Below are 20,375 nucleotides of genomic sequence, written 5' to 3'. Positions count from 1 at the left end.
ATATCTAATCGTTAGTTACCAAATGTATTATCCAAAGAATTGACGTTGCTGATGGAATTGGTAATCAAAGAAACCACACGATTCCAGCGGGCAACCGGTGCGGCAGTTACATAAATCACGTCTTCGGCACGCAGTTTGAATTCGCTACCGACAGCGTAGGCAGTCGCATCACGCAAATTCAGCTGATACACATGAATCGGTTTTTCCAAATCACTTGGCGCACGACGAATTACGAAGACACCGGTGGCATCAGCGTAGTTTTGGTTCATGCCACCAACATCACCCAAGGCTTGGGTCAGGTTTAGTCCATGGTTGCCGATAGGCAGCGCTGCTTGACGGCCGACTTCACCCATTACATATACTTTGCTGTTGCTGTTGTTCGGTACGTAAATAATATCGCCGTTACTCAGCATATGGTTTTGCGACATATCGCCGTACTGCAACATGTTTTGCAGCGAAATAGTACGGTCAACACCGTTATGCGTCCATTTGATGTTTTGCGTATCAGCATTAGAAGCTACGCCGCCGGCTTGGTTAACCGCATCTAAAATGGTCATTGGGATATTGGTAATGGGCAGTTGGCCTGCTTGATTAACGGCTCCGGCAATGGATATGCGTTGGGAACGGAATTCGGTCACGTTAATCACGACTTGCGGGTTTTTCAGATAACGGCGCAAACGTGAAGTTAAGATATTTTGCAGTTCGTTAATGGTTTTGCCCTTAGCATGGATATTGCCGATTAAAGGATAAGAAATATAACCGCGTTCGTCTACCCATGCGCCTCGGCTGACCTGATGGTCTTGCGGGCTGCTCTGTTGTACCGGTGAATTTAAATCCGCATGCGCCCACACCATAATATTCAATACATCGCCGTTACCGACACGGTATTGGTAGTTGGATTTTTGTTGGGCTAAGGTATGGTTGGTCTGGGCGGTAACGACGGGTTCGCGCATACGCTCAATTAGATTGAGCGTAATAGGGAAGACTGCTACCCGATTGTCTAAATTGATGTCGGCTGCGGTTTCATTTTCACTGTAAATAATGGTTTTGTTTTTGGTTTTTAGTGAAGACCCCGGGATGACAGTTGTGCTGCTGCAGCCGCCGGCAAAAATGAGAAATGATAAGCTGATTAAAGTAAGCTTTTTCATATGTCTGGATGTCCTTGTAAATCTTAAGAATTGTAGATGTCGTCTGAAATAAGCGGCAGTGGTTTAGTAGGTTCAGGCGGCCTCTTGATGTCGTTGCCAAACCAAGTCGCAAATGTCGTCTTTAGGGTTGAAGCCGGTCGGGGCTTCCAATAGTAATGAACGAAGCGTGGCTTGATCCATGTGTCGGCATGCAGACTCCATGCGCGTGAGTATGTCAGATAATTCAGTCCATGACAGCATTACTTCATTGGCGGTCATGATGCGGGGATGAGTGGTTTTTTGTACTTCATCGCCGATGAGAAGTTCTTCATACAGTTTCTCGCCCGGGCGTAAACCGGTGATTTTGATTTCAATATCACCTTCGGGATGTAAGGTATCTTTAATCTTCAGGCCGCTGAGATTAATCATTTGTTTGGCAAGGTCGATGATTTTGACTGATTCGCCCATGTCCAATACAAACACATCACCGCCTTTGCCCATTGCACCGGCCTGAATAACCAGTTGTGCCGCTTCCGGGATGGTCATGAAGTAGCGGGTAATGTCTTGGTGGGTAAGGGTGATCGGACCGCCAGATGCGATTTGTTTTTCAAACACGGGTACAACCGAACCGGACGAACCCAGTACATTACCAAAACGCACCATGCAGAAACGGGTGTGTTGGTCAGGCTCGGCAGCCAAAGCTTGCAAACAAAGTTCGGCCATGCGTTTGCTGGCGCCCATGGTATTGGTCGGGCGAACGGCTTTATCGGTTGAAATCAAAACGAAGGTATCGACATTGGCTTCAACCGCAGCTTGCGCGCAGAAGAGGGTACCGAAAATATTGTTTTGAATGCCTTCGATGGTATTGAATTCAACCATCGGTACATGTTTGTATGCCGCAGCGTGGTAAACGGTGTCGACCTGGTAAGCACGCATGATGCTCAAGAGACGCTCTTTGTTTTGCACCGAGCCCAATAGTGGCAATATCTCAATTTGGCTGCCGGCTTCGGCTTGCGCTTCACGCAATTCTTTGTCGATGCTGTATAAAGAAAATTCAGACAATTCAAACAACAGCAATTTAGCCGGGCGGCAGCGCAAGATTTGTCGGCACAGTTCAGAACCAATCGAACCACCGGCACCGGTCACCATCACGATTTTGTCGGTGATGTCCGCACGCATAAGCTCGGAACGCGGCTCGACAGGATCTCGACCCAACAAATCGACTACCGAGATTTTTTTCAAAGAGCTGACGTTGATTTTGCCGTCAACCAAGTCTTTCATACCCGGAATGGTCAAAACTTCACATTTGTATTTTTCCAAATGCGCAATAATCGTTTTGCGCTCTTGCTGTGTCGAGCTTGGAATCGCCAGCAAGATTTTTTCGACGCCATAGCGGTCGATTAAGCTTTGAATTTGATTCGGTGCATAAACAGTTAAGTCATAAATCACGCTGCGTTGAATGCTTTTATCGTCATCGACAAAGGCCACGGCATGGTATTCGCGTACTTGCTTGATGGCTTCTAATAATTGACGGCCAGAGCGGCCTGCGCCATAAATAATGACCGGTGTCATTTGTTTGGCGTGGCTGTCGGACAAAATGGCACGCAAAATCATGCGCGAGCTGGTGATTAACACTACCAAAAACAAGAAATAAACCAGTGGCAGCGAGAAGGTTAAACGCTGTTCAAACATCAGGATGCTGAAGAAAAATACAACAGCGGAGATAACAGTACCAATTACGGCGGATGTTAATACACGGGTGCTGACATAGCGGGTAACCGCGCGGTAAAGCCCCAAACGCACAAAAACAGCAATACTGGCCGCCGCTGTCACGATGAAAGCCAGCCAGTTGGTCATGCTCAGCCATTCATCGGAATATTGGGATTTCAAGCTTTGGGCAAACCAAAAGGCAATAAAAATCATCGCCACATCATGAATGACAAAAAATGTCTTTTTCATGTTGCGGGGCAAAGCTAATAAGGTTTCCAAATTCATTTTTGGTATTTTCTAAATAATGGCAAAACTGTCGTCAAATGATTTTTCAGACGGCCTTGAAGCGTAGGAGGCCGTCTGAAAACCAAGATGTTTACGCAGTTGCTTCTGTCAAAACTTCTTCAATATTTTGGCAGCAGAAAGCCATTTCTTCTGCGGTCAAAGTAGGGTGTACCAAGAACATCAGGCTGGTTTTACCCAGTTCAACGGCATTTTTCAAACGCTCTTTCGGGCGCCATGGCGTGCCTTCAAAGGCTTTTTCTAAATACACTTCCGAGCAGCTGCCTTGATAAGCCGGTACTTTGCGTGCGTTCAATTCATTCACGATGCGGTCGCGCGTCCAGCCTTCTTTCAAGTTTTCCGGTTTAACGAAAACATAATATTTATACTGCGCATGTTCGATGTAATCAGCGATTTCAACCAAACGTATGCTGCTGAATTTACGGAATGATTGTGTTAGTTGTTCGGCATTGGCTTGGCGTTTGGCCGTCCAATCCGGCATGCGTTTGATTTGAATGCGGCCGATGACGGCTTGTATTTCCATCATACGCCAGTTGGTGCCGAAGCTTTCATGCAGCCAGCGGAAACCCGGAGCATGCTCACGGTGGTACACGGCATCGTAGCTTTTGCCGTGGTCTTTGTATGACCACATTTTGTTCCACAAGTCTTTATCGTTGGTGGTAACCATGCCGCCTTCGCCGCCGGTAGTCATGATTTTGTCTTGGCAGAACGACCATGCGCCGACATGACCGATAGAGCCGACGGATTTGCCTTTGTATTTGGAACCGTGTGCTTGTGCGCAGTCTTCAAGCACCCACAATTTGTGTTCTTCTGCCAACGCCATGATGCCATCCATTTCGGCAGGCATACCGGCCAAATGCACCACAATAATCGCCTTGGTATTCGGGGTCAGCGCCGCTTTAATGGTTTCGGCGCTGATGTTTTGGCTGTTTAAATCAACATCGGCAAACACCGGATTGGCACCGGCAGTGACGATTGATGAGGCGGAAGCCAAGAAGGTGCGTGAGGTCACAATGACATCATCACCCGCACCAATGCCCATGGCTTTGAGTGCAACATCCAATGCTAATGTACCATTAGACAATGCAATGGCATATTCAGTTCCAATATATTGGGCAAATTCTTTTTCAAATTCGCGACATTCGGTGCCGGTCCAATAATTGACTTTGTTTGACAGCAGTACGCGTGATACTGCATCCGCTTCTTCTTGGGTGAAGCTGGGCCACGGAGAGAGAGATGTATTAAGCATTTGCTTTTCCTGCAAAAAGGCTGGTTGAATTTCTTAAATAAAAAGTGCCGGATTAAATGCCGAAGTGTTTTCTTAAATCGGTTAAAGACTCAATCCAAAGATGCGGGTGGTATGCGACATCAAAATCGCCAGATTCATGCTGATGAATATTATGTTCAGAACCTTTCAGCCCAATTGTGAGCCAGCCCATTGCTTTAGGGGTAACAAAGTCTTTTTTAATATTGTCGCCAACATAAATAAATTGATGATTTTTACCATATTTGTTTCGCAGATAAACAAAGCGTTCAGGATGGGGCTTTTCTGATTGAAAAGATTCCGAAATCAGAATATCTGCAAATAAATCCATAATACCCAGAGCTGCTAATTTAAGGCGCTGGGTAATGCTGCGTCCGTCCGTAATCAAGGCGGTTGCGGCAAAATTTTGGGTGATGTCCTTAAGGGATTTGTAATCCATATAAGGTTGGATAACCGGTTTATGTAATCGGTATTGCCATAATAAAGTCTGCTTTTCCGAATCATTCAGACGGCATTGGGTGCAGATTACATCCAGCCAGTCTTTATTCTTGTGATCAATGGCAGATTTTAAAGAATGCAGGTCATATTCAGGATAAAGCGCAGCAATAGTTTGAATCACGGATTGAATACCGGATACCTTATAGTCGTATTCTGAATATAAGGTATCATCCAAATCAAACACCAATACGGCATTCCGAGTATCATTGATTTTCATGAACCAGTACCTTGGCATCATAGCGCAACATCATCAGATTATTTTCCCATTGGTCGAAAAAGGAAATTTCCTGGCCCATTAAATATTCTTGAATCAGCCAACCCGGATAGTTACCGCCTGCAGCATAGGTCAAGGGGAAACCGCCGCCAAAGCGCGGATTGATTTCGACGCTGTAAAATTCTTCGGTTTGGTCGTTGTAGAAAAATTGGGCGGTAATGCAGCCGCGAGCACCTTCCAATACCGCCATTTTTTCAACCAATACATTATATAAATGATTGCGGCGGGTAATCCCTTTACTGACTTCGCCTGTACGCACTTCTAAACGTTCGCGCGGAATCACACATTTCAGACGGCCTTGATTGTCGTAATACATGTCAACGGTAAATTCTTTGAATTCATTAACGATATCGATGAGTTGGCAGAACATTAATTTAGGGTCAGCCATCATCTCATCAGAAATATCCGCTTGCGTATCAACACGTTTGGCGCCGATGGCGCGGCTGCCGTCATAAGGTTTGACGAAGCATGGCAGGGTTAAGTTATTCCGGTCGTAAATTTTTGGAGATTGAATGCCGTATTGTGCAAACAAATAGGCAGTTTTGCGTTTGTCGCGGCATAAGGTAATCAGCGCGCTGTCCGAAACAATGATGTGGATGCCGGCTTCTTCAAAACGGGTACGGGCATCAGCCAATTTTTGCAATTCGGTATCGATGGTTGGAATAATTAGGCCGATGTTATGATCAACGGCCAGTTGGTAAATGCTGTCGATGTAACCGTCGGCTTTGATGGCAGGCACAACAAATGAGCCGTCTGAAACATGACAGGCCGATGACATGTGAGGGAACATGTCCGTTGTGAATACTTTGATACCTTCAAATTTATCGGCTTCGGTTTTAAAGTCTTGAACCAGCTCAACACGGCGGCCGGCAGATAAAATCAGTACATTATTTTTTTTCATTGGTGTCATTTCCTGTGAAAAACGGCATAGTGGCTTCTCCATCAGCGGAAATGCCCTCTTTGATAAATACTTTTTTGACAGTTAAAAATAAGATTTTGATGTCCAACCAAAGGCTGAAATTGTCGATATACCAAATATCGCGGGCAAATTTCTCATCCCATGACAATGCATTGCGGCCATTCACCTGAGCCCAGCCGGTAACGCCCGGCTTCATTTCATGGCGACGGTTTTGAAAGTCGTTGTATAAGGGCAAATAGCTCATCAGCAACGGACGCGGACCAACCAAGCTCATGTCACCTTTTAAGACATTCCAAAGTTCGGGTAGTTCATCAAGGCTGGCGGCACGCAATTTGCGTCCGAACGGGGTGAGCCGTTCGCTGTCAGGAAGGGGGTTGCCGTTGGCATCAATGGCATCACGCATCGAGCGAAATTTAATCATTTTGAACGGCTTACCGTTTTCACCCGGACGCTCTTGGGTGAAAAATACCGGCGAGCCCAAATTTTTCTTGATGAGATAAATCAAAATCAAGAATACCGGTGACAAAATAATCAAACCGGCCGCCGAAGCAATAATGTCGAATAGGCGTTTAATCAGTTTATTCATGACCTAATCTTTCAATAAGGTGGACAATTCTTTGATAAGAAACATCACGCTTAAAGCGGCGGATGATTTCTTTGGATTGCACAGGATCATTTTTATGGTTGAGCATGGCTTTGGCTGCTCGTACAAAGTCTTCTACATTGCCGGATTGGTAATTGATGTGTGGGACTAGTTTTAAGGTTTCGGCAACTTCCGGATGAACTTGGCTGTTTAAAATCGGTTTTTGCAGTGCCAAGTAGTCTGAGAGTTTATTGGTAATCGAAGCTGCCGAGTGGGCATGAATCGGATTTACCGCTATATCGCAACCTTTGGCCACCGACATCATCTCTACATAGGGAATATATCCATAAAATTGAATCGATTCACCCGCATATTTTTTTAACTTTTCTAAATCCGGCCCGCCTCCCATGACATGAAGTTTCACATTCAGACCGTCGGCTAATAATTGCTGCATCCCTTTGCAGACAGTTTCCATGTCGTAACTGAAGCTGAGCGTACCCAAGTAAAAAAAACGGGTTGCCGGCGTGGTGAATACTTTCCGTGGGGCCGTTGCCATCTTGTCAAAATCGGCACCGATAAATACTACTTCTCCCGGTGCTTGAGGATTGGCTTCATGTGCACGCGTTAAGTAAGATTCGGATACTGCTACCAAGCCGTCAGCATAGGCATAAGCTTCATTTGCCCGAGCCGAAAAGGGAAATTTTTGATGTTGGACTTTTTTCATAAAAGGGATGACCGCCGAGAAAGACTCCGGCCAAACATCCTGCACATCAATAATCATTTTATAGCCCAGCTTCTGCTTAAATCTTCCTAGGACCAGATTGGTGGCAATCAAGGGGTATGCTGAATACACTAAATCTATCTCGCCGGCCTGTCGTTGAGAGAGCCAGTCTTCCAAATTTTGGACAAAAACATGATGGCTTTTTAAGCGTGCTATAGAAACATTTTTCTGATAACCGCTTTCTTGTAAAAGCATAACGTTCAGACGGCCTTTTGAAGCAGATTCGGCATCTTCGGGCCGTCTGAAAGATTTGTCGTAATGTTTAAAGTTGCTGGTAACCAGCAATACATTATGTTTTTGCGATAATAATTCTGCTAAATACCAAAAACGGTTGAAGTGCGGTTCGCCGGGTAAAGAGCAATAAGGTGCAACAATGGTAATGTTCATCGTTCAGACGGCCTTACATGTTATATGCAGCCATAGTGGTGCGGTAAATTTCATCATCAGAACATAGGCGGATAACATGTTGATGTAATGCTTTGCCCATTTCATCACGCAATTGGCGGCTCTCCACTAATTTAGTTACCGCTTCGATAAATTGTTCATCGTTGCCAAACGGAATACAGTAGCCGGTTTTACCGGTAATCACCATTTCAGAAATCCCGGCCATATCGTAAGTTACGACAGGAGTATCGTATAAACCGGATTCCAAAATATTGTTACCGACACCGGCACCATGATCGCCTATGCAATGCGGGGTATTGACCAAGATATCGATCTCTTTAAAATAACCGGTCAAATCGCGGACGCCGCCTAAGAAAGTAACTTTATCGTCAATATCCAAACGTTTGGCTTGTGCTTTCAAGTTTTCCATCTCTTCACCGATACCCGCTACGTTCAGGCGAACCGGCAAGCCGCGGTCAATCATTTTTTTGAAGATATCCAACATCAAATGCACAGCGCGAACGGTATCCAAGCGTGATAATGTACCCAGCATGACATAATCTTTGTTGCTTTTCTCGGGAACATAATCTACTTTGTGCAAGGCGTTATAAGTATAGGTCACACGGTTGGCAGGAAAACCATGACGAATCAGTTTTTCTTGTTCGTGCTTACAGTTTCCGATGATATAAATACCTAATTTATCAAATAATTTTGCAATCTTAGGGTAGGTTTGCGGATCTAAACCGCGGGCATGGTAAAACACTTTGGTTTTAGGCGAAGCAATTTTGGCCGTAACAGCACAAGCAGGTACGATACGCGCCATTTGGCAGTGAATGACATCAGGTTGCTCTCGCTTTAACATTTTCATATAGGCAAACATGGCTTTAATGTAGCCTTTTTTACCACCCTGATAGAAATCAATGTGATGCCATTTGATACCCAAATCTTGAGCTTCTTTAATTAAAGGGCCGTCTGAAGAGACCAGAATCACTTGATGACCACGTGCATTTAATAAACGACCTAAACGGAACGTGGCATTTTCAGTACCGCCCAAACCATCCATATTGGAAGTTAAAATAATTTTTTTCATCATAAACATTTTTGAGTTTGAAATTTGGATTTACTGTGTAACAGCGTACTTTTTGTAAATTGGCAAGGTGCTGTATATAAAAATTATAAAACACGGAAACCAAATAAACGGCATCCTGAAAATAGTAGAAGGGATAAAGCCCGCCAATAAAAATAAGACCATCGCTACTAAGGCAATGAATTTCTGCTTAGCATTAAAATTACCGCTTGAAGCAGTCTGCAGCATATACGTCACAACATATGCAATAAAACCTAATAAAGAAATGATGCCAAATCCTAAATAGAGTTCAATAATAAAGCTGTGCGGGTTTTCAAAGCCTAAGCTACCGCTTAAATGACCACCAAAATATTCCCCAAAATTCTTCGGTCCGTATCCGTATAGTAAGAATGGAGGGTTATTCCAAAAATAATTATAAATTTCTTGCCTATATCCGACTGAGTTGTCGCTATCCAGGTCAAATAAGAACAGATACAAACGCGAAGAAATATTTTCTAAAAACACATTACCATTTAAAGATAAGAGAAAATTACCAATCCATTCTTTCGGAATCATCGATAAAACGATACCGCTGATTAAGATCATCAATGTTGTTAGCAAGACATTGTTGCGATAGATAAGATTAAGTAAGAACAGAATGATGTAACAAAGTGTTGCTGTTCGAGAAGCACTGGCAAAAATAATTGCCCCTAAAGCTAAAAAAAGTACCCAGCCTATTCTTTTGTCTTTTTTACTTGCATTGGTGGTAAAAAAAACCAATATGGCAGGTGAGAAACACAGTGCAGCCGTGCCTAAGTTATTCGGATTAAAGAAAAATCCTTTAATAATCCTGAATCTACTGCTAAGATTTCATTTGATTGTACAAATTGAAAACCGGTCGCGATTTCAATTGCAGGAGGTATCACCATACAGCCGGCGAAAAAAATCAATACCCTACGGATAAAACGAAGAGGCTCCTCATGTCTGCTGATGATTAAATACAATAAGTAAAACAAACTCGGTAACGACAGAAAAAACAGGGTATCCATAAATTGAATTCGTGAAAGAGACGAAATTAATAAATGCAAACTGCCCCAATAAGCCATAATAAATACTGCCAATAAGGCGTAGAATGTCTTTTCCGCAATATTTTTCAGCTCAAAAGCCAAAATAAATGGCATGACCAAACTGATCAGAACTGTTAACGGGTTATCAATGCGGGGAATGCCAACTCTATATGATAGGGTTGGCCCTAACATATACGAGAAAATCATCAGGTAAAAAAGAATGATATAAATTTTTTGTTTTTTGATTTTCACAGTAAGTCCTACAAGACAGATTTCAGGCAAGATTTGCCATTATCCGGAAATTTTCCCTAATGTTGTTTAATTCTTTCCCAGGCGTGTTTTAATCATACTGACTGATTCAAGAATTTGTTTTTTATGAAAAATTGTCAATAATATTAAACAGGCTAACCACAATAATGAGAAAATATAATAATTGCTTTTTGTACCAAAATAAGTATAGCTAATACACATTAACAAACATAAAGTGGCATTTGAATATAATTTCATACGCGGCAATTTTTGCCATAGTTTTGACGAAAGCTCTGTTTTAATCATAAAGAAAATAGAGAATGAAATGGCACTTGCAATGGCAGCACCTCTTGCGCCAAGAAAAGGGACAAGGAATTTCAAGAGCGATAGATTTATAGTCAAGCAGACAAAATTAATCACAGTAATAAGCCATGTTTTTTTAATGACATTCAAGCCGATTCCGCTGACTTCAGTTAATGTATAGAAGAGCGGGAACAATAAGCTTGAAAGTAAAATAAATTGAACAGGCTCATATTTTGACGGCAAAATCCATGTCACCACAGGTGAAAAAATACCTACGAGACAGATAATGGCGCTGATTAAAGCCGTCATCGATACCGCCACTTGACTGACTTTATCTAAATTCTCATTCTCTTTGACCCATTTAAATACCATGGGTGCCCAAATTGTAGAAAAATGCTTTGGAAAATGAGAGCGATGGCACCAAAATTTACTGCCATCGAATAAATGCCTAATTGCTCTAAACTGGCCATTTCTTTCAGCACAAAACGGTCTGCAGATGTAAATCCCCAATAGGCTAGGTTGCCGAATGCCAAAGGCAGGCCATATTGTAAAGCTTGATTGGACAAATCTTTTGAGAAAGAAGATGTAATCGCTGATTTCAGTTCGTCTTTCGATTGATAAGCCAATATCATCACAGTCACGATTTGTGCTGCAGTATAAGAAAAGATTAAGCTTAACGTGTTTTTAGGTAAACCGAATGCAACAAGTATCAAAACAAAGACAAGAATAAAAAATTTCGGTATCAGTTGGCTGATGGAAAAGGCAAAGGCTTTTTCCTGCATTCTCAAAATCAAAGATAGGAAGCGGGAAAATAAAGCAGTAGTCAAAAAAAGCAAAAATAGGCCGCCTAACACACCATCGTTTAAATCGAACACCAATACAGAAGGCCAAGCCGGGTTCCATAAGGCGATAGCAATGGAAGCAAGCATGACCAATAAAAACGGTAAAGCCGACAAAGATTTAAATAAGCTGGCTTTGTTCTCAACTTCGTAATAATTTCGGATGTAGGCGTGATCCAAACCTAATCCCAACACCAAAATAATGAGGCTGGATACCGTTTGCAGAAATACAATGCGGCCAATGTCTTCCGCTGGGAAATACCAAGAAATCAGTGGTAGGGAAATCAAACCAAAAGCCGCGCTACCGATAGGGCCGAGTGCATAACCTAAAATTTTACGTGCATTCATATATATGTTTCAGACGGCCTATAGGGGGGACAAGTGGGCGTTTAGGCAATGTTGAGAGCAGCCGACATTTATTGATATTGTTAAAAGGGCTTTCCTGGCATATCTGGAAGACAAATACGCCAAGAAAGCCGACTGACTTGGGTAGCCAGCCAACTTGTCACGATTATGCTTTAATAACTTTGGGATTGTTCACCGGGAATTTGCCGCGGGTATCCACGATTAATTTCGCATGCTCGGTAATCATGGCATAATCAAATTTATCGTGATCGGTTGTCAAGACCACGCAATCGAATTGAGCAATATTCTCAGGGGTTAAAGTCTCGCTCTTCAAATCGAAGTAGTGATGGCCCGGAATATGTGGGAATTCAGGTACGTGTGGGTCAGAGTAAGAAACCTTGGCGCCCAATTTTGCCAAACGGTCCATGACTTCTACTGATGGGCTTTCACGCATGTCATCCACGTTTTTCTTGTAGGCAATACCCAAAATCAGGATTTTGCTGTCTTTGATTGAGCGGTTGTGCTCATTCAATCCCAGGCTTACTTTTTCGATGACATAGTCAGGCATGTATGAGTTTACTTCGCCGGCCAGTTCGATAAAGCGGGTGTTCACGCCGTATTCGCGTGCTTTCCAAGTCAAGTAGAATGGGTCAATCGGGATGCAGTGGCCGCCCAAGCCCGGACCTGGATAGTAAGCAACGAAGCCGAAAGGTTTGGTCGCAGCGGCAGCAATGACTTCATGAATGTCGATGTCCATTTTGTCGGCGACAATTTTCATTTCGTTTACCAAGCCGATGTTAACGGCACGGTGAATGTTTTCCAAAAGTTTGGTCAATTCAGCGGCTTTGGTTGAGCTCACAGGCACGACTTTATCAATCGCCGGTTCATACAGGGCTTTGCCGACTTCCAAACAAGCTGGAGTATGGCCGCCGATCACTTTAGGAATAGTGCGGGTTTCGAAGTTGGGGTTACCCGGGTCTTCACGTTCCGGAGAGTAAACCAAGAATACGTTTTCACCGACTTTCAATCCGCCTTCTTCTACGCGTGGCAGCAGCTCTTCTTCAGTGGTTCCGGGGTAGGTGGTTGATTCTAAAGATAATACTTGACCTTCGCGCAAGTAAGGTTTGACTGCGTCGGTGGTGTCGATCACATAGCTCATGTCCGGTTCGCGGTATTTGTTCAGTGGAGTCGGCACGCATAAGATAACGGCTTCGACTTCGCCAATGCGTGAGAAATCAGTAGTTGCTTCAAACAAAGATTGGCTGGCGGCTGCAATTTTTTCAGAAGGGATATGCTCGATGTAGCTTTCACCTTTGTTCAATTTGCTGACTTTGGTTTCATCAATATCGAACCCCAATACTTGGTAACCGATATCGACATAACGCAGCATCAGCGGCAAGCCAACATAACCCAAACCGACAATACCGATTTTGGCGGTTTTGTCGGCAAACTTTTGAATAGTAATATTTTTCATGATTTTTCTCATGTAATTGATAGGAAATTCATCTTGCATGGCATTTGAACAGGCTGTTCAATCATGTCTGTGATTGCGACTTCAGTACGTTTCAGCAGAAGCCAAGAGGCAAATTGGTTTCTGAGAATTCTGTAATGGGGATAGTGGGCACAATCATAAGTGTTTGTAAGAGTTGTCTCAAACTAAAAAGTTTTACCGTGAGAAAATACGGTTATTCGGTAGCGTTGTTATGGTTAAGAAATATTATTAATATGCTTATCGATAGTATATTATTTTAAATATATGAAAAATAAAGTTTTATTTTTATTTTTCAATATGTCATGAAAGTAACAAACACAAAATGATCGTTTGATTCAGTAAGGATTATAGCGCTATATTTACTTTATTTAACATTCATTAGTCATTAAAAAAGCATACTATGAATATAAATTATTTCAATTTTATTTGAATTGGCGATAAAAAAAGCAAAATAAAAGCACACTCATCAAAAGTGTGCTTTTTTACGGTTTAGCTAAATCGTGGCAGAGCGGATTAATGTCCATTTAATATCCGTATCCAGTATTTCAACCGATTGGCTTTGCCATCGTGGCGGGTGCTGCAAAATATCAGGACATTCATCAAAATCAAACAGCATTTTACCCGGATTACCTAAGATTTTAGGCGATTGGTACAACACGATTTCGTCCACCAAATTTGCTTTCAAAAAAGCGGTATTGAGCGTGGGGCCAGCTTCAATCATTAATTCGCCAATGCCTTTTCCGGCCAATATTGTCAAAAGTTGCTTTAAATCGATACGTTGGCCAATGCTTTCAGACGGTCTGACAATATCGATATGCGGATAAGCCAAATAAGGCTGCCAACGCGCTTGGTCATCAGCCAAAGTAACAATCAAGGTAGGACTTTGACCGTCTGAAACCAGGTGGCTGTCTAAAGGGGTGCGTAATTGGCTGTCTAAGAGCACGCGTATGGGTTGGCGAAGGGTAGGGAAGGTGCGGACATTCAAGCGGGGATTGTCTGCCAGTACCGTACCGATGCCGGTAAGTATGGCGCAGCTTTCAGCACGCATTTGCTGCACATCGTTTCTTGCAGTTTCTCCGGTAATCCATTGGCTTTGGCCGTCTGAAAGCGCAGTTTTGCCGTCAAGGCTGGTGGCGCATTTGAGCCGAATATAAGGGCGGTTGCGCTCGATGCGCGACAAAAAACCACGGTTTAATTCACGTGCTTCGTGTTCCAATAAGCCACTCTCGGTTTGAATGCCTGCTGCGGACAGCATAGCCAAACCTTTGCCGGCCACTAAAGGATTGGGGTCGGCCATCGCGGCGACCACACGCTTGACACCACTTTCAATCAAGGCTTTGGCGCAAGGAGGGGTGCGGCCATAATGGCTGCAGGGTTCGAGCGTGACATAAGCGGTTGCCCCTTTTGCCATGGTACCGGCCTGACGCAGGGCATGTACTTCGGCATGTGGTTCGCCTGCTTTGAGGTGATAGCCTTGGCCGACAATCTGCCCGCCGTGTGCAACCACGCAACCGACGCGGGGATTGGGGGAAGTGGAAAAACGCCCCAGCCGGGCAAGGGCAAGGGCGTTTTGCATCATCCGGATATCGGTATCGCTAAACATTTCAGACGGCCTTTATTTGATTAAATTGACGTTTTTTAAGACGAAAGCCAGTTGCTCGGCAGAGGCCGTAGCCGAACTGGCGCATACGGTATAAATATTGGTTTCGTGAATGGCAATGCAGTTTTCAGAGAGTGTGTTGCCGTCTTCAGTAGTTTGGCTGAAACGGTAATTCATGCGGTTGTCGGTGGCAATGCCAACGCGCATATTATCCATGTCTTTGGCGGATTGGAGGGTTTCTTTTAAATGCGTGAAATAGGTTTTGGCATCGGTTTTTGCTTTGCCCAAATTGGCGGCATAGAGCGTGATGCCGGATGTGTTGTCGCGCTGTAGTAAGGTCAGCTCGTCAGCGGAAATGCCTTCAGGGCGTAAATTTTGATCTTTAATCACATCGGTAAATTGAGCATTTTCAATCACGATGCGGATTTTACTGTCTTTGCTGTTCAGCTCTTGCACGGTGTTTTCTTTGGCCATCGGCGCAGATGCGGTGGAGGCGGCCGAAGCGATTGGCTCAGAAGCAGTTGCTTGGGCAGACGCTTCTCTGGCTTTATTGCATGCACTCAGCAATAGTAATATAGGGATAGACAGTAAAATTTTTTTATTCATGTTCATTGCTCATTGTCTAAGCATGGCCATAGTTTCAGACGGTCTTATTCGGTTTGTTGGGATTGCGGCAGGGTGGCAATCGCTTGGGTGAATTCCGAAACATCATTAAAACTCTTATAAACCGAAGCGAAGCGCACATACGCTACTTGATCAATTTTAGCCAATTCTTCCATCGCCATTTCGCCAACCAGTTGTGACGGCACCTCTTTTTTACCCAATTGATACAGGCGCTGCTCAATCAGGGTAACGGTTTCGTCGATTTTTTCCGGAGAAACAGGGCGTTTGTGCAGGGCGCGGGCAAGGCTGGTGTGGAGTTTATGCGGGTTAAAATTAACGCGGCTGCCGTTGGTTTTCAACACTTGCGGCATACGCATTTCAACTGTTTCAAAGGTGCTGAAACGCTGTCTGCAAGACACGCAACGGCGGCGGCGGCGGATGCTGTTGGTTTCTTCCAGCAGGCGCGAGTCGGTAACCTGTGTGTTGGCATGTTGGCAAAACGGACATTTCATATGCAGCTAAATCGTTTGTTTGTAAATGGATATTATAACTGATAGGCGCATATCCGTATAGCGGAAAAGCATAGCAAAGGCCGTCTGAAAATAAGATGAACCGTCCCCAATACTTGGACAAGTTAAGAATCTTTCTCAAACAGCCTTTTCAAGCCGGGTTCTGTAGCCGACAGGACTCAGCTTTTTTAAGTTTAAACTATCCGTTCATGATTGTAGTAATGTATGTAATCATCTATGACCACTGTCAGCTCCGCCACCGACAGCGCACCTTCCTGATAGAAACCCTCCGTTTTCAGTGTACCGAAGAAACGCTCCATCGGCGCATTGTCCCGGCGTGCCTTTGCGCGACATACTTTGCACCATCCCTTTCTCAGCCAATTTCGTTCGATAAGCCTCGGTGCGGCAAAGCACACCTTGGCCGGAATGCAGCAGCGGCGTTTGGCCTTTCAGACGGCCGAATGCTTGGTCCAACATTTGCGCCACCATTTCACCGTTTGCTCTGCGGCCTAAAGAATAGGCCGCAATCTCCCGGTTAAACACATCGGAGACCTTTGCAAAACCGCCATCTGCAGCGCATTTCTGCGTTGTGCGCTGCCCGCTCGCCTGCCTATCGTGTGATATGTCTGCACCCGCTGCGCTGCTGCGCCTTGAACTGAATCCGCATCCGGCGGTTTTGCAAAGGCCTCATCCAATATCGGCGATAAGTACAGCTTCCCGTTTGTGCATTTGAACTCCGCCACATCGGTCAGCCATTTGCCTGCCGGTTTGCCGGCAGTAAACTCACGATTGAGAATACTGTCCGAAGCCTCTCCTATTGCTTGCGGACGGTAGGCTTTTTTACTGCGGACTTTGGCTTTCAGTCCCAACAAACCCATAATGCGCCGCACTTTCTTTTTGTTCCGCGACAATACGGCGGCAATCCGCCGATGACCGTAACGGCCTTTGTGCCGGCGACAGACTTCACCCACGGCGGTTTTGGCCGCTGCATCGGGACCGGCTTTGCCGATATGGTAATGAAAGCTGCTTTTGGGAATGCCGGCACTGTGCGGCAGATATTTCAGCGGGTGTTCCGCCCCCAACGTTTGAACGGTTTCGCAGCTTTGGCGGCGTTCTTTTCGTTGAGGGCTTTCATGTGCTTTAGGTAGCCGTTCCCCGCCCTCATGTAACGCCACTCTTCAATCAGTTCCGCCCGGTTTTTTTTCGTGGCCGGGTTTGTCGGCGATAAACGGGTTTTTGCGTTTGGCCTGTCTGGTCTTCATAAACGTAGCCTGCGGGTGTTGGCGTGCGGCGATACCGCCTTGCCGACAGGCGGCTGTCCAACGGCGCAGGTGGGTGCGTGAGACGTTGAAGTGCTCTGCGGTGCGCTGTCGGCTGTGCACTTGGTGGTAATGGAGTACGGCTCGGTATTTGAAGTGTAGGTTATATTTGGACATAAGAAAACTGCACCTTTTAAAGTTGGCGGGGGTGTCCGACTTTTGGGGTGCAGTTCAGGGATTTTCAGACGGCCTCTTTATCCATGTTTTAGATTTTATTGATTTGTTATATTTGTGATGAAAATTACTTAATAAACAGTTACAATCATTTGGCATACTGAAGATTTTAATATTCAAAAAGAAGAAAGGGAATAGGCAACCGCACCCGTGCGTGAATTTGATCTGGCCACACGATCAGTTGAAACACATTTGGTTGAAGCTGCTGAAACTGCACAGGCATTGGTTGCCAAACCGGATTTTTTAAATCAGGACAACTGCTTGGGCTAATGCACGATTTCGGTAAAATTCGCCGGCATTTTAGAAATCAAAGCAGCAATGGGCGTAAATCGTGATACGGGTGTGGAAGATACGTTTCCGAACGGCCGGAAAATCGACCATTCAACTGCCGGCGCGCAGTGGACGTGGTCGTCTGAAAAACTCGGAACAGTAAACGGTGTCGGGGAGTTTATCGGGCAGATACCGCCCCTGTGCGTTGTTTCGCCATGGCGCAGGACTGGTTGACCGTTTGAGTTCCGAAAGCAAGACTGTTTGAGTGAAGCGTGTGCTATTGAATTTCAACATTTTTCGGGTAATTTTTTATTAGATGTGGAGTTTAACATGGTGCAAATCTGTAACGGCAAAACTATCTATCACGCCCATTCGGCTGAAAATCTTCCCGAATCCCAATGGCAAACCTTAAGCAGCCATCTTTCCCGAGTCGGCGAGATGGCGGCGGGGTTTGCCGGTTTTTTTGGTGCGGAAGAAACCGCCCGCCATACTGGCCTGTTGCACGACTTGGGTAAATACACGCCTGAATTTGCTGCACGCTTGCGTGGCGGAAAATCGGTTGACCACGCCACCGCAGGCGCGAAAATTGCGGTAGAACGGTTCAGCGACAAGGCAGGCAAGCTGATGGCCTTCTGCATTGCCGGCCACCATGCCGGTTTGGCCAACGGCGATGGCGATGGCGATAACCGCCGCACTTTGACGCAACGTCTTGCCTTGTCTTTCGGTACAGACATTCCCGATCTTGCTCCCGTTTGGCAGCAGGAAATCGCCCTGCCGGAAAAGCTGCCCGCACCACCCTTGAAGGCCGACGCCCATCACAAATGGTTTTCCTATGCTTTCTTCACCCGAATGCTGTATTCCTGCTTGGTAGATGCTGATTTTCTCGATACCGAAGCCTTTTATGCTTCCGTTGAAAACAAAGCTGTGCAGCGCGGCGGCCATCCCGATTTAAAAGCACTGCAACAGCGTTTCAATACCTTTATCGAATCTTTCAGACGGCCTGCCGAGCAGATTCCGGCAAGCGAAGCCGAACAACGCCCCGCCGCGCTTAACCGTCTGCGCAGCAATATTCTCGACCATGCCGTTGCCCAAGCCGGCGAGCAGCCCGGCCTGTTTACCCTTACCGTGCCCACTGGCGGTGGCAAAACCTTCACCTCGATGGCGTTTGCCTTGGAGCACGCCAAGCTCCACGGCATGCGGCGCGTGATTTACGTGATTCCCTTTACCAGCATCATCGAGCAAAACGCCGCCGAGTTCCGCAAAGCCTTCGGCGATTTGGGCGAAGCCGCCGTATTGGAACACCACAGCACCTTCAACGACAGCAAGCTCAAAGATCAGAACAGCAAAGACAAACTGTGCCAAGCCTCCGAAAACTGGGATATGCCCGTGGTGGTAACCACCGCCGTGCAGTTTTTCGAATCGCTGTTTGCCGACCGCTCCTCGCGCTGTCGCAAGCTGCACAATATCGCCGGCAGCGTGATTATTCTCGACGAAGCGCAAATGCTGCCGCTCAACCTGCTGCTGCCCGTGATGCAGGCCATCAAAGAGCTGGCGCGAAACTACCGTTGCAGCGTGGTGATGTGCACCGCCACCCAGCCCGCCGTGCAGGCCGAACACGGCTTTTACCGCGGCTTTGAAAACGTGCGCGAAATCGCCCCGAATCCGACTGCACTTTTCGAGCAACTGCGCCGAACCACCGTGCAGCACATCGGCCTGCAAACCGATGCCGACCTGTTGGAAAAGCTCGGGCACCACCGGCAAATGCTCATCATCGTCAACAACCGCCGCCACGCCCGCAGCCTGTATGACAGCGCCAAGCCGCTTGGCGGCGTGTTCCACCTCACCACCCTGATGTGCGCCAAACACCGCAGCCAAATGCTGGAAACCATCCGAGGCCGTCTGAAAAACGGCGAACCCTGCCGCGTGATCGCCACTTCTTTAATCGAAGCGGGCGTGGATGTCGATTTCCCACTGGTGATGCGCGCCGAAGCCGGGCTGGATTCCGTCGCCCAAGCCGCCGGACGCTGCAACCGCGAAGGCAAAAGGCTGGCTGAAGAGAGCTTTGTCTGGATATTCCAGCCCGAATCGCAATGGAAAGCCCCCGCCGAACTCGGCCTGCTTTCCGGTGTCATGCGTTCCGTGGTGCGGCAGCATGCCGATGATTTACTATCGGTAGAAGCCATCGGCAGTTACTTTCGCGAAGTTTACCAACTCAAAGGCGCTGAGCTGGATCAGCGCCGAATCCTCGCCATGCACCACAACGCAGGCAGCAGCCTCAACTTCCCCTTCCAAACCATCGCGGCAAAGTTCCGCATGATCGAAACCCATATGCAGCCGCTGATTATTCCGTTAGACGATGAGGCAGAACGCCTGATCGACAGCCTGCGTTACGCCGACCAAATCGGCGGACTGTTGCGCAAACTCCAGCCATATACCGTGCAAGTGCCCGAGCGTGCCATGCAGGCACTCTTCAGAGATGGCTGTATCGAACCCATCAATGACGAGCGGTTTGGCAAGCAGTTCTACTGCCTGATTGGTCTGGGTCTTTATGACAAGGTGGCGGGCTTGAGCTGGGATAACAGCATCTTCATTGCCGCTGAAGAAAGTGTTATCTAAAACATGATAAATTGAAAAAAATTATTGGATAAAATGGAAGAAGCCATTAGACTGTGGTCTCTATCAAGTAAAGGAGTTGG

Annotated in this window: 16 protein-coding genes and 5 pseudogenes; 2 read left to right on the top strand and 19 right to left on the bottom strand. The window is 45.9% G+C overall.

Translation table 11 applies throughout. The features are described from left to right. Positions 1–11 precede the first annotated feature (11 nt). The 17 genes and pseudogenes from CGZ65_RS10565 to CGZ65_RS15235 all read right to left on the bottom strand — a co-directional run. Positions 12–1,148 (bottom strand): polysaccharide export protein, encoded by a 1,137-nt coding sequence (locus CGZ65_RS10565; RefSeq protein ID WP_096295779.1) that lies wholly within the window; start codon positions 1,146–1,148, stop codon positions 12–14. Positions 1,149–1,220: 72 nt separating this feature from the next. Next, positions 1,221–3,122: a polysaccharide biosynthesis protein gene (locus tag CGZ65_RS10560; protein ID WP_096295778.1), complete on the bottom strand. Its 1,902-nt coding sequence runs from the start codon at positions 3,120–3,122 to the stop codon at positions 1,221–1,223. Positions 3,123–3,213: 91 nt separating this feature from the next. Then, complete coding sequence (locus CGZ65_RS10555) at positions 3,214–4,389, bottom strand: DegT/DnrJ/EryC1/StrS family aminotransferase (protein ID WP_096295777.1); 1,176 nt, start codon at positions 4,387–4,389, stop codon at positions 3,214–3,216. 52 nt (positions 4,390–4,441) lie between these two features. After that, positions 4,442–5,119: an HAD family hydrolase gene (locus CGZ65_RS10550; protein WP_096295776.1), complete on the bottom strand. Its 678-nt coding sequence runs from the start codon at positions 5,117–5,119 to the stop codon at positions 4,442–4,444. Next, complete coding sequence (locus CGZ65_RS10545) at positions 5,106–6,077, bottom strand: ATP-grasp domain-containing protein (protein WP_096295775.1); 972 nt, start codon at positions 6,075–6,077, stop codon at positions 5,106–5,108. The genes CGZ65_RS10550 and CGZ65_RS10545 overlap by 14 nt, the downstream gene beginning before the upstream one ends. After that, positions 6,064–6,681, bottom strand: a complete 618-nt coding sequence (locus CGZ65_RS10540; RefSeq protein WP_096295774.1) for a sugar transferase — start codon at positions 6,679–6,681, stop codon at positions 6,064–6,066. Before CGZ65_RS10540 ends, CGZ65_RS10545 begins: the two co-directional genes overlap by 14 nt. Beyond that, on the bottom strand, positions 6,674–7,846 hold the full coding sequence (locus tag CGZ65_RS10535) for a glycosyltransferase (RefSeq protein WP_096295773.1): 1,173 nt from the start codon (positions 7,844–7,846) through the stop codon (positions 6,674–6,676). Before CGZ65_RS10535 ends, CGZ65_RS10540 begins: the two co-directional genes overlap by 8 nt. 13 nt (positions 7,847–7,859) lie before the next feature. Continuing rightward, positions 7,860–8,933 (bottom strand): glycosyltransferase family 4 protein, encoded by a 1,074-nt coding sequence (locus CGZ65_RS10530; RefSeq protein WP_096296178.1) that lies wholly within the window; start codon positions 8,931–8,933, stop codon positions 7,860–7,862. Positions 8,934–8,963: 30 nt separating this feature from the next. Beyond that, positions 8,964–9,689: an O-antigen ligase family protein gene (locus tag CGZ65_RS14345; RefSeq protein WP_232507436.1), complete on the bottom strand. Its 726-nt coding sequence runs from the start codon at positions 9,687–9,689 to the stop codon at positions 8,964–8,966. 32 nt (positions 9,690–9,721) lie between these two features. Further along, the gene (locus tag CGZ65_RS14340; protein ID WP_232507435.1) at positions 9,722–10,228 is read right to left on the bottom strand and encodes a hypothetical protein; all 507 of its coding nucleotides are present in this window, start codon (positions 10,226–10,228) and stop codon (positions 9,722–9,724) included. A gap of 66 nt (positions 10,229–10,294) precedes the next feature. After that, positions 10,295–11,715: pseudogene (locus CGZ65_RS15245) on the bottom strand (lipopolysaccharide biosynthesis protein). Between the two features lie 163 nt (positions 11,716–11,878). Next, positions 11,879–13,186, bottom strand: a complete 1,308-nt coding sequence (locus CGZ65_RS10515; RefSeq protein WP_096296177.1) for a nucleotide sugar dehydrogenase — start codon at positions 13,184–13,186, stop codon at positions 11,879–11,881. A 511-nt stretch (positions 13,187–13,697) separates the two neighbouring features. After that, on the bottom strand, positions 13,698–14,807 hold the full coding sequence (gene ribD, locus CGZ65_RS10510) for a bifunctional diaminohydroxyphosphoribosylaminopyrimidine deaminase/5-amino-6-(5-phosphoribosylamino)uracil reductase RibD (RefSeq protein WP_096295772.1): 1,110 nt from the start codon (positions 14,805–14,807) through the stop codon (positions 13,698–13,700). A 12-nt stretch (positions 14,808–14,819) separates the two neighbouring features. Then, the gene (locus CGZ65_RS10505; protein ID WP_096295771.1) at positions 14,820–15,410 is read right to left on the bottom strand and encodes a cytochrome C; all 591 of its coding nucleotides are present in this window, start codon (positions 15,408–15,410) and stop codon (positions 14,820–14,822) included. Positions 15,411–15,454: 44 nt separating this feature from the next. Further along, on the bottom strand, positions 15,455–15,919 hold the full coding sequence (nrdR, locus tag CGZ65_RS10500) for a transcriptional regulator NrdR (RefSeq protein ID WP_096295770.1): 465 nt from the start codon (positions 15,917–15,919) through the stop codon (positions 15,455–15,457). A gap of 135 nt (positions 15,920–16,054) precedes the next feature. After that, positions 16,055–16,309: pseudogene (locus tag CGZ65_RS15380) on the bottom strand (IS3 family transposase); the annotation flags it as partial. After that, positions 16,310–16,459: pseudogene (locus CGZ65_RS15235) on the bottom strand (hypothetical protein); the annotation flags it as partial. It abuts the pseudogene before it with no gap. Positions 16,460–16,470: 11 nt separating this feature from the next. Here CGZ65_RS15235 and CGZ65_RS14320 point away from each other — a divergent pair. Continuing rightward, positions 16,471–16,649: pseudogene (locus CGZ65_RS14320) on the top strand (lipoprotein signal peptidase). Between the two features lie 115 nt (positions 16,650–16,764). Here the strand turns inward: CGZ65_RS14320 and CGZ65_RS14785 are convergent. Beyond that, positions 16,765–16,887: pseudogene (locus CGZ65_RS14785) on the bottom strand (IS3 family transposase); the annotation flags it as partial. A 207-nt stretch (positions 16,888–17,094) separates the two neighbouring features. Continuing rightward, positions 17,095–17,352, bottom strand: a complete 258-nt coding sequence (locus tag CGZ65_RS10485; protein ID WP_232507432.1) for a helix-turn-helix domain-containing protein — start codon at positions 17,350–17,352, stop codon at positions 17,095–17,097. A 657-nt stretch (positions 17,353–18,009) separates the two neighbouring features. On the opposite strand from CGZ65_RS10485, the gene CGZ65_RS10480 reads away from it, so the two are divergent. After that, positions 18,010–20,295: a CRISPR-associated helicase/endonuclease Cas3 gene (locus tag CGZ65_RS10480; protein WP_096296176.1), complete on the top strand. Its 2,286-nt coding sequence runs from the start codon at positions 18,010–18,012 to the stop codon at positions 20,293–20,295. Positions 20,296–20,375: the final 80 nt, after the last annotated feature.

This window comes from Neisseria weixii, from assembly GCF_002327085.1.
Classification (GTDB): Bacteria; Pseudomonadota; Gammaproteobacteria; order Burkholderiales; family Neisseriaceae; genus Neisseria; species Neisseria weixii.
The sequence above is the reverse complement of the archived record's forward strand: the minus strand, read 5'-3'. Positions and strand labels throughout refer to the sequence as shown.

What these genes read in the sequence shown, in the direction of transcription:
- CGZ65_RS10550 (WP_096295776.1), bottom strand. Translation starts at nt 5,119, where the DNA reads ATGAAAATCAATGATACTCGGAATGCCGTATTGGTGTTTGATTTGGAT.
- ribD (WP_096295772.1), bottom strand. Translation starts at nt 14,807, where the DNA reads ATGTTTAGCGATACCGATATCCGGATGATGCAAAACGCCCTTGCCCTT.
- CGZ65_RS10530 (WP_096296178.1), bottom strand. Translation starts at nt 8,933, where the DNA reads ATGAAAAAAATTATTTTAACTTCCAATATGGATGGTTTGGGCGGTACT.
- CGZ65_RS10565 (WP_096295779.1), bottom strand. Translation starts at nt 1,148, where the DNA reads ATGAAAAAGCTTACTTTAATCAGCTTATCATTTCTCATTTTTGCCGGC.
- CGZ65_RS10540 (WP_096295774.1), bottom strand. Translation starts at nt 6,681, where the DNA reads ATGAATAAACTGATTAAACGCCTATTCGACATTATTGCTTCGGCGGCC.
- CGZ65_RS10545 (WP_096295775.1), bottom strand. Translation starts at nt 6,077, where the DNA reads ATGAAAAAAAATAATGTACTGATTTTATCTGCCGGCCGCCGTGTTGAG.
- CGZ65_RS10555 (WP_096295777.1), bottom strand. Translation starts at nt 4,389, where the DNA reads ATGCTTAATACATCTCTCTCTCCGTGGCCCAGCTTCACCCAAGAAGAA.
- CGZ65_RS10560 (WP_096295778.1), bottom strand. Translation starts at nt 3,122, where the DNA reads ATGAATTTGGAAACCTTATTAGCTTTGCCCCGCAACATGAAAAAGACA.
- CGZ65_RS10515 (WP_096296177.1), bottom strand. Translation starts at nt 13,186, where the DNA reads ATGAAAAATATTACTATTCAAAAGTTTGCCGACAAAACCGCCAAAATC.
- CGZ65_RS10505 (WP_096295771.1), bottom strand. Translation starts at nt 15,410, where the DNA reads ATGAATAAAAAAATTTTACTGTCTATCCCTATATTACTATTGCTGAGT.
- CGZ65_RS10535 (WP_096295773.1), bottom strand. Translation starts at nt 7,846, where the DNA reads ATGAACATTACCATTGTTGCACCTTATTGCTCTTTACCCGGCGAACCG.
- CGZ65_RS10480 (WP_096296176.1), top strand. Translation starts at nt 18,010, where the DNA reads ATGGTGCAAATCTGTAACGGCAAAACTATCTATCACGCCCATTCGGCT.
- CGZ65_RS10485 (WP_232507432.1), bottom strand. Translation starts at nt 17,352, where the DNA reads ATGTCCAAATATAACCTACACTTCAAATACCGAGCCGTACTCCATTAC.
- nrdR (WP_096295770.1), bottom strand. Translation starts at nt 15,919, where the DNA reads ATGAAATGTCCGTTTTGCCAACATGCCAACACACAGGTTACCGACTCG.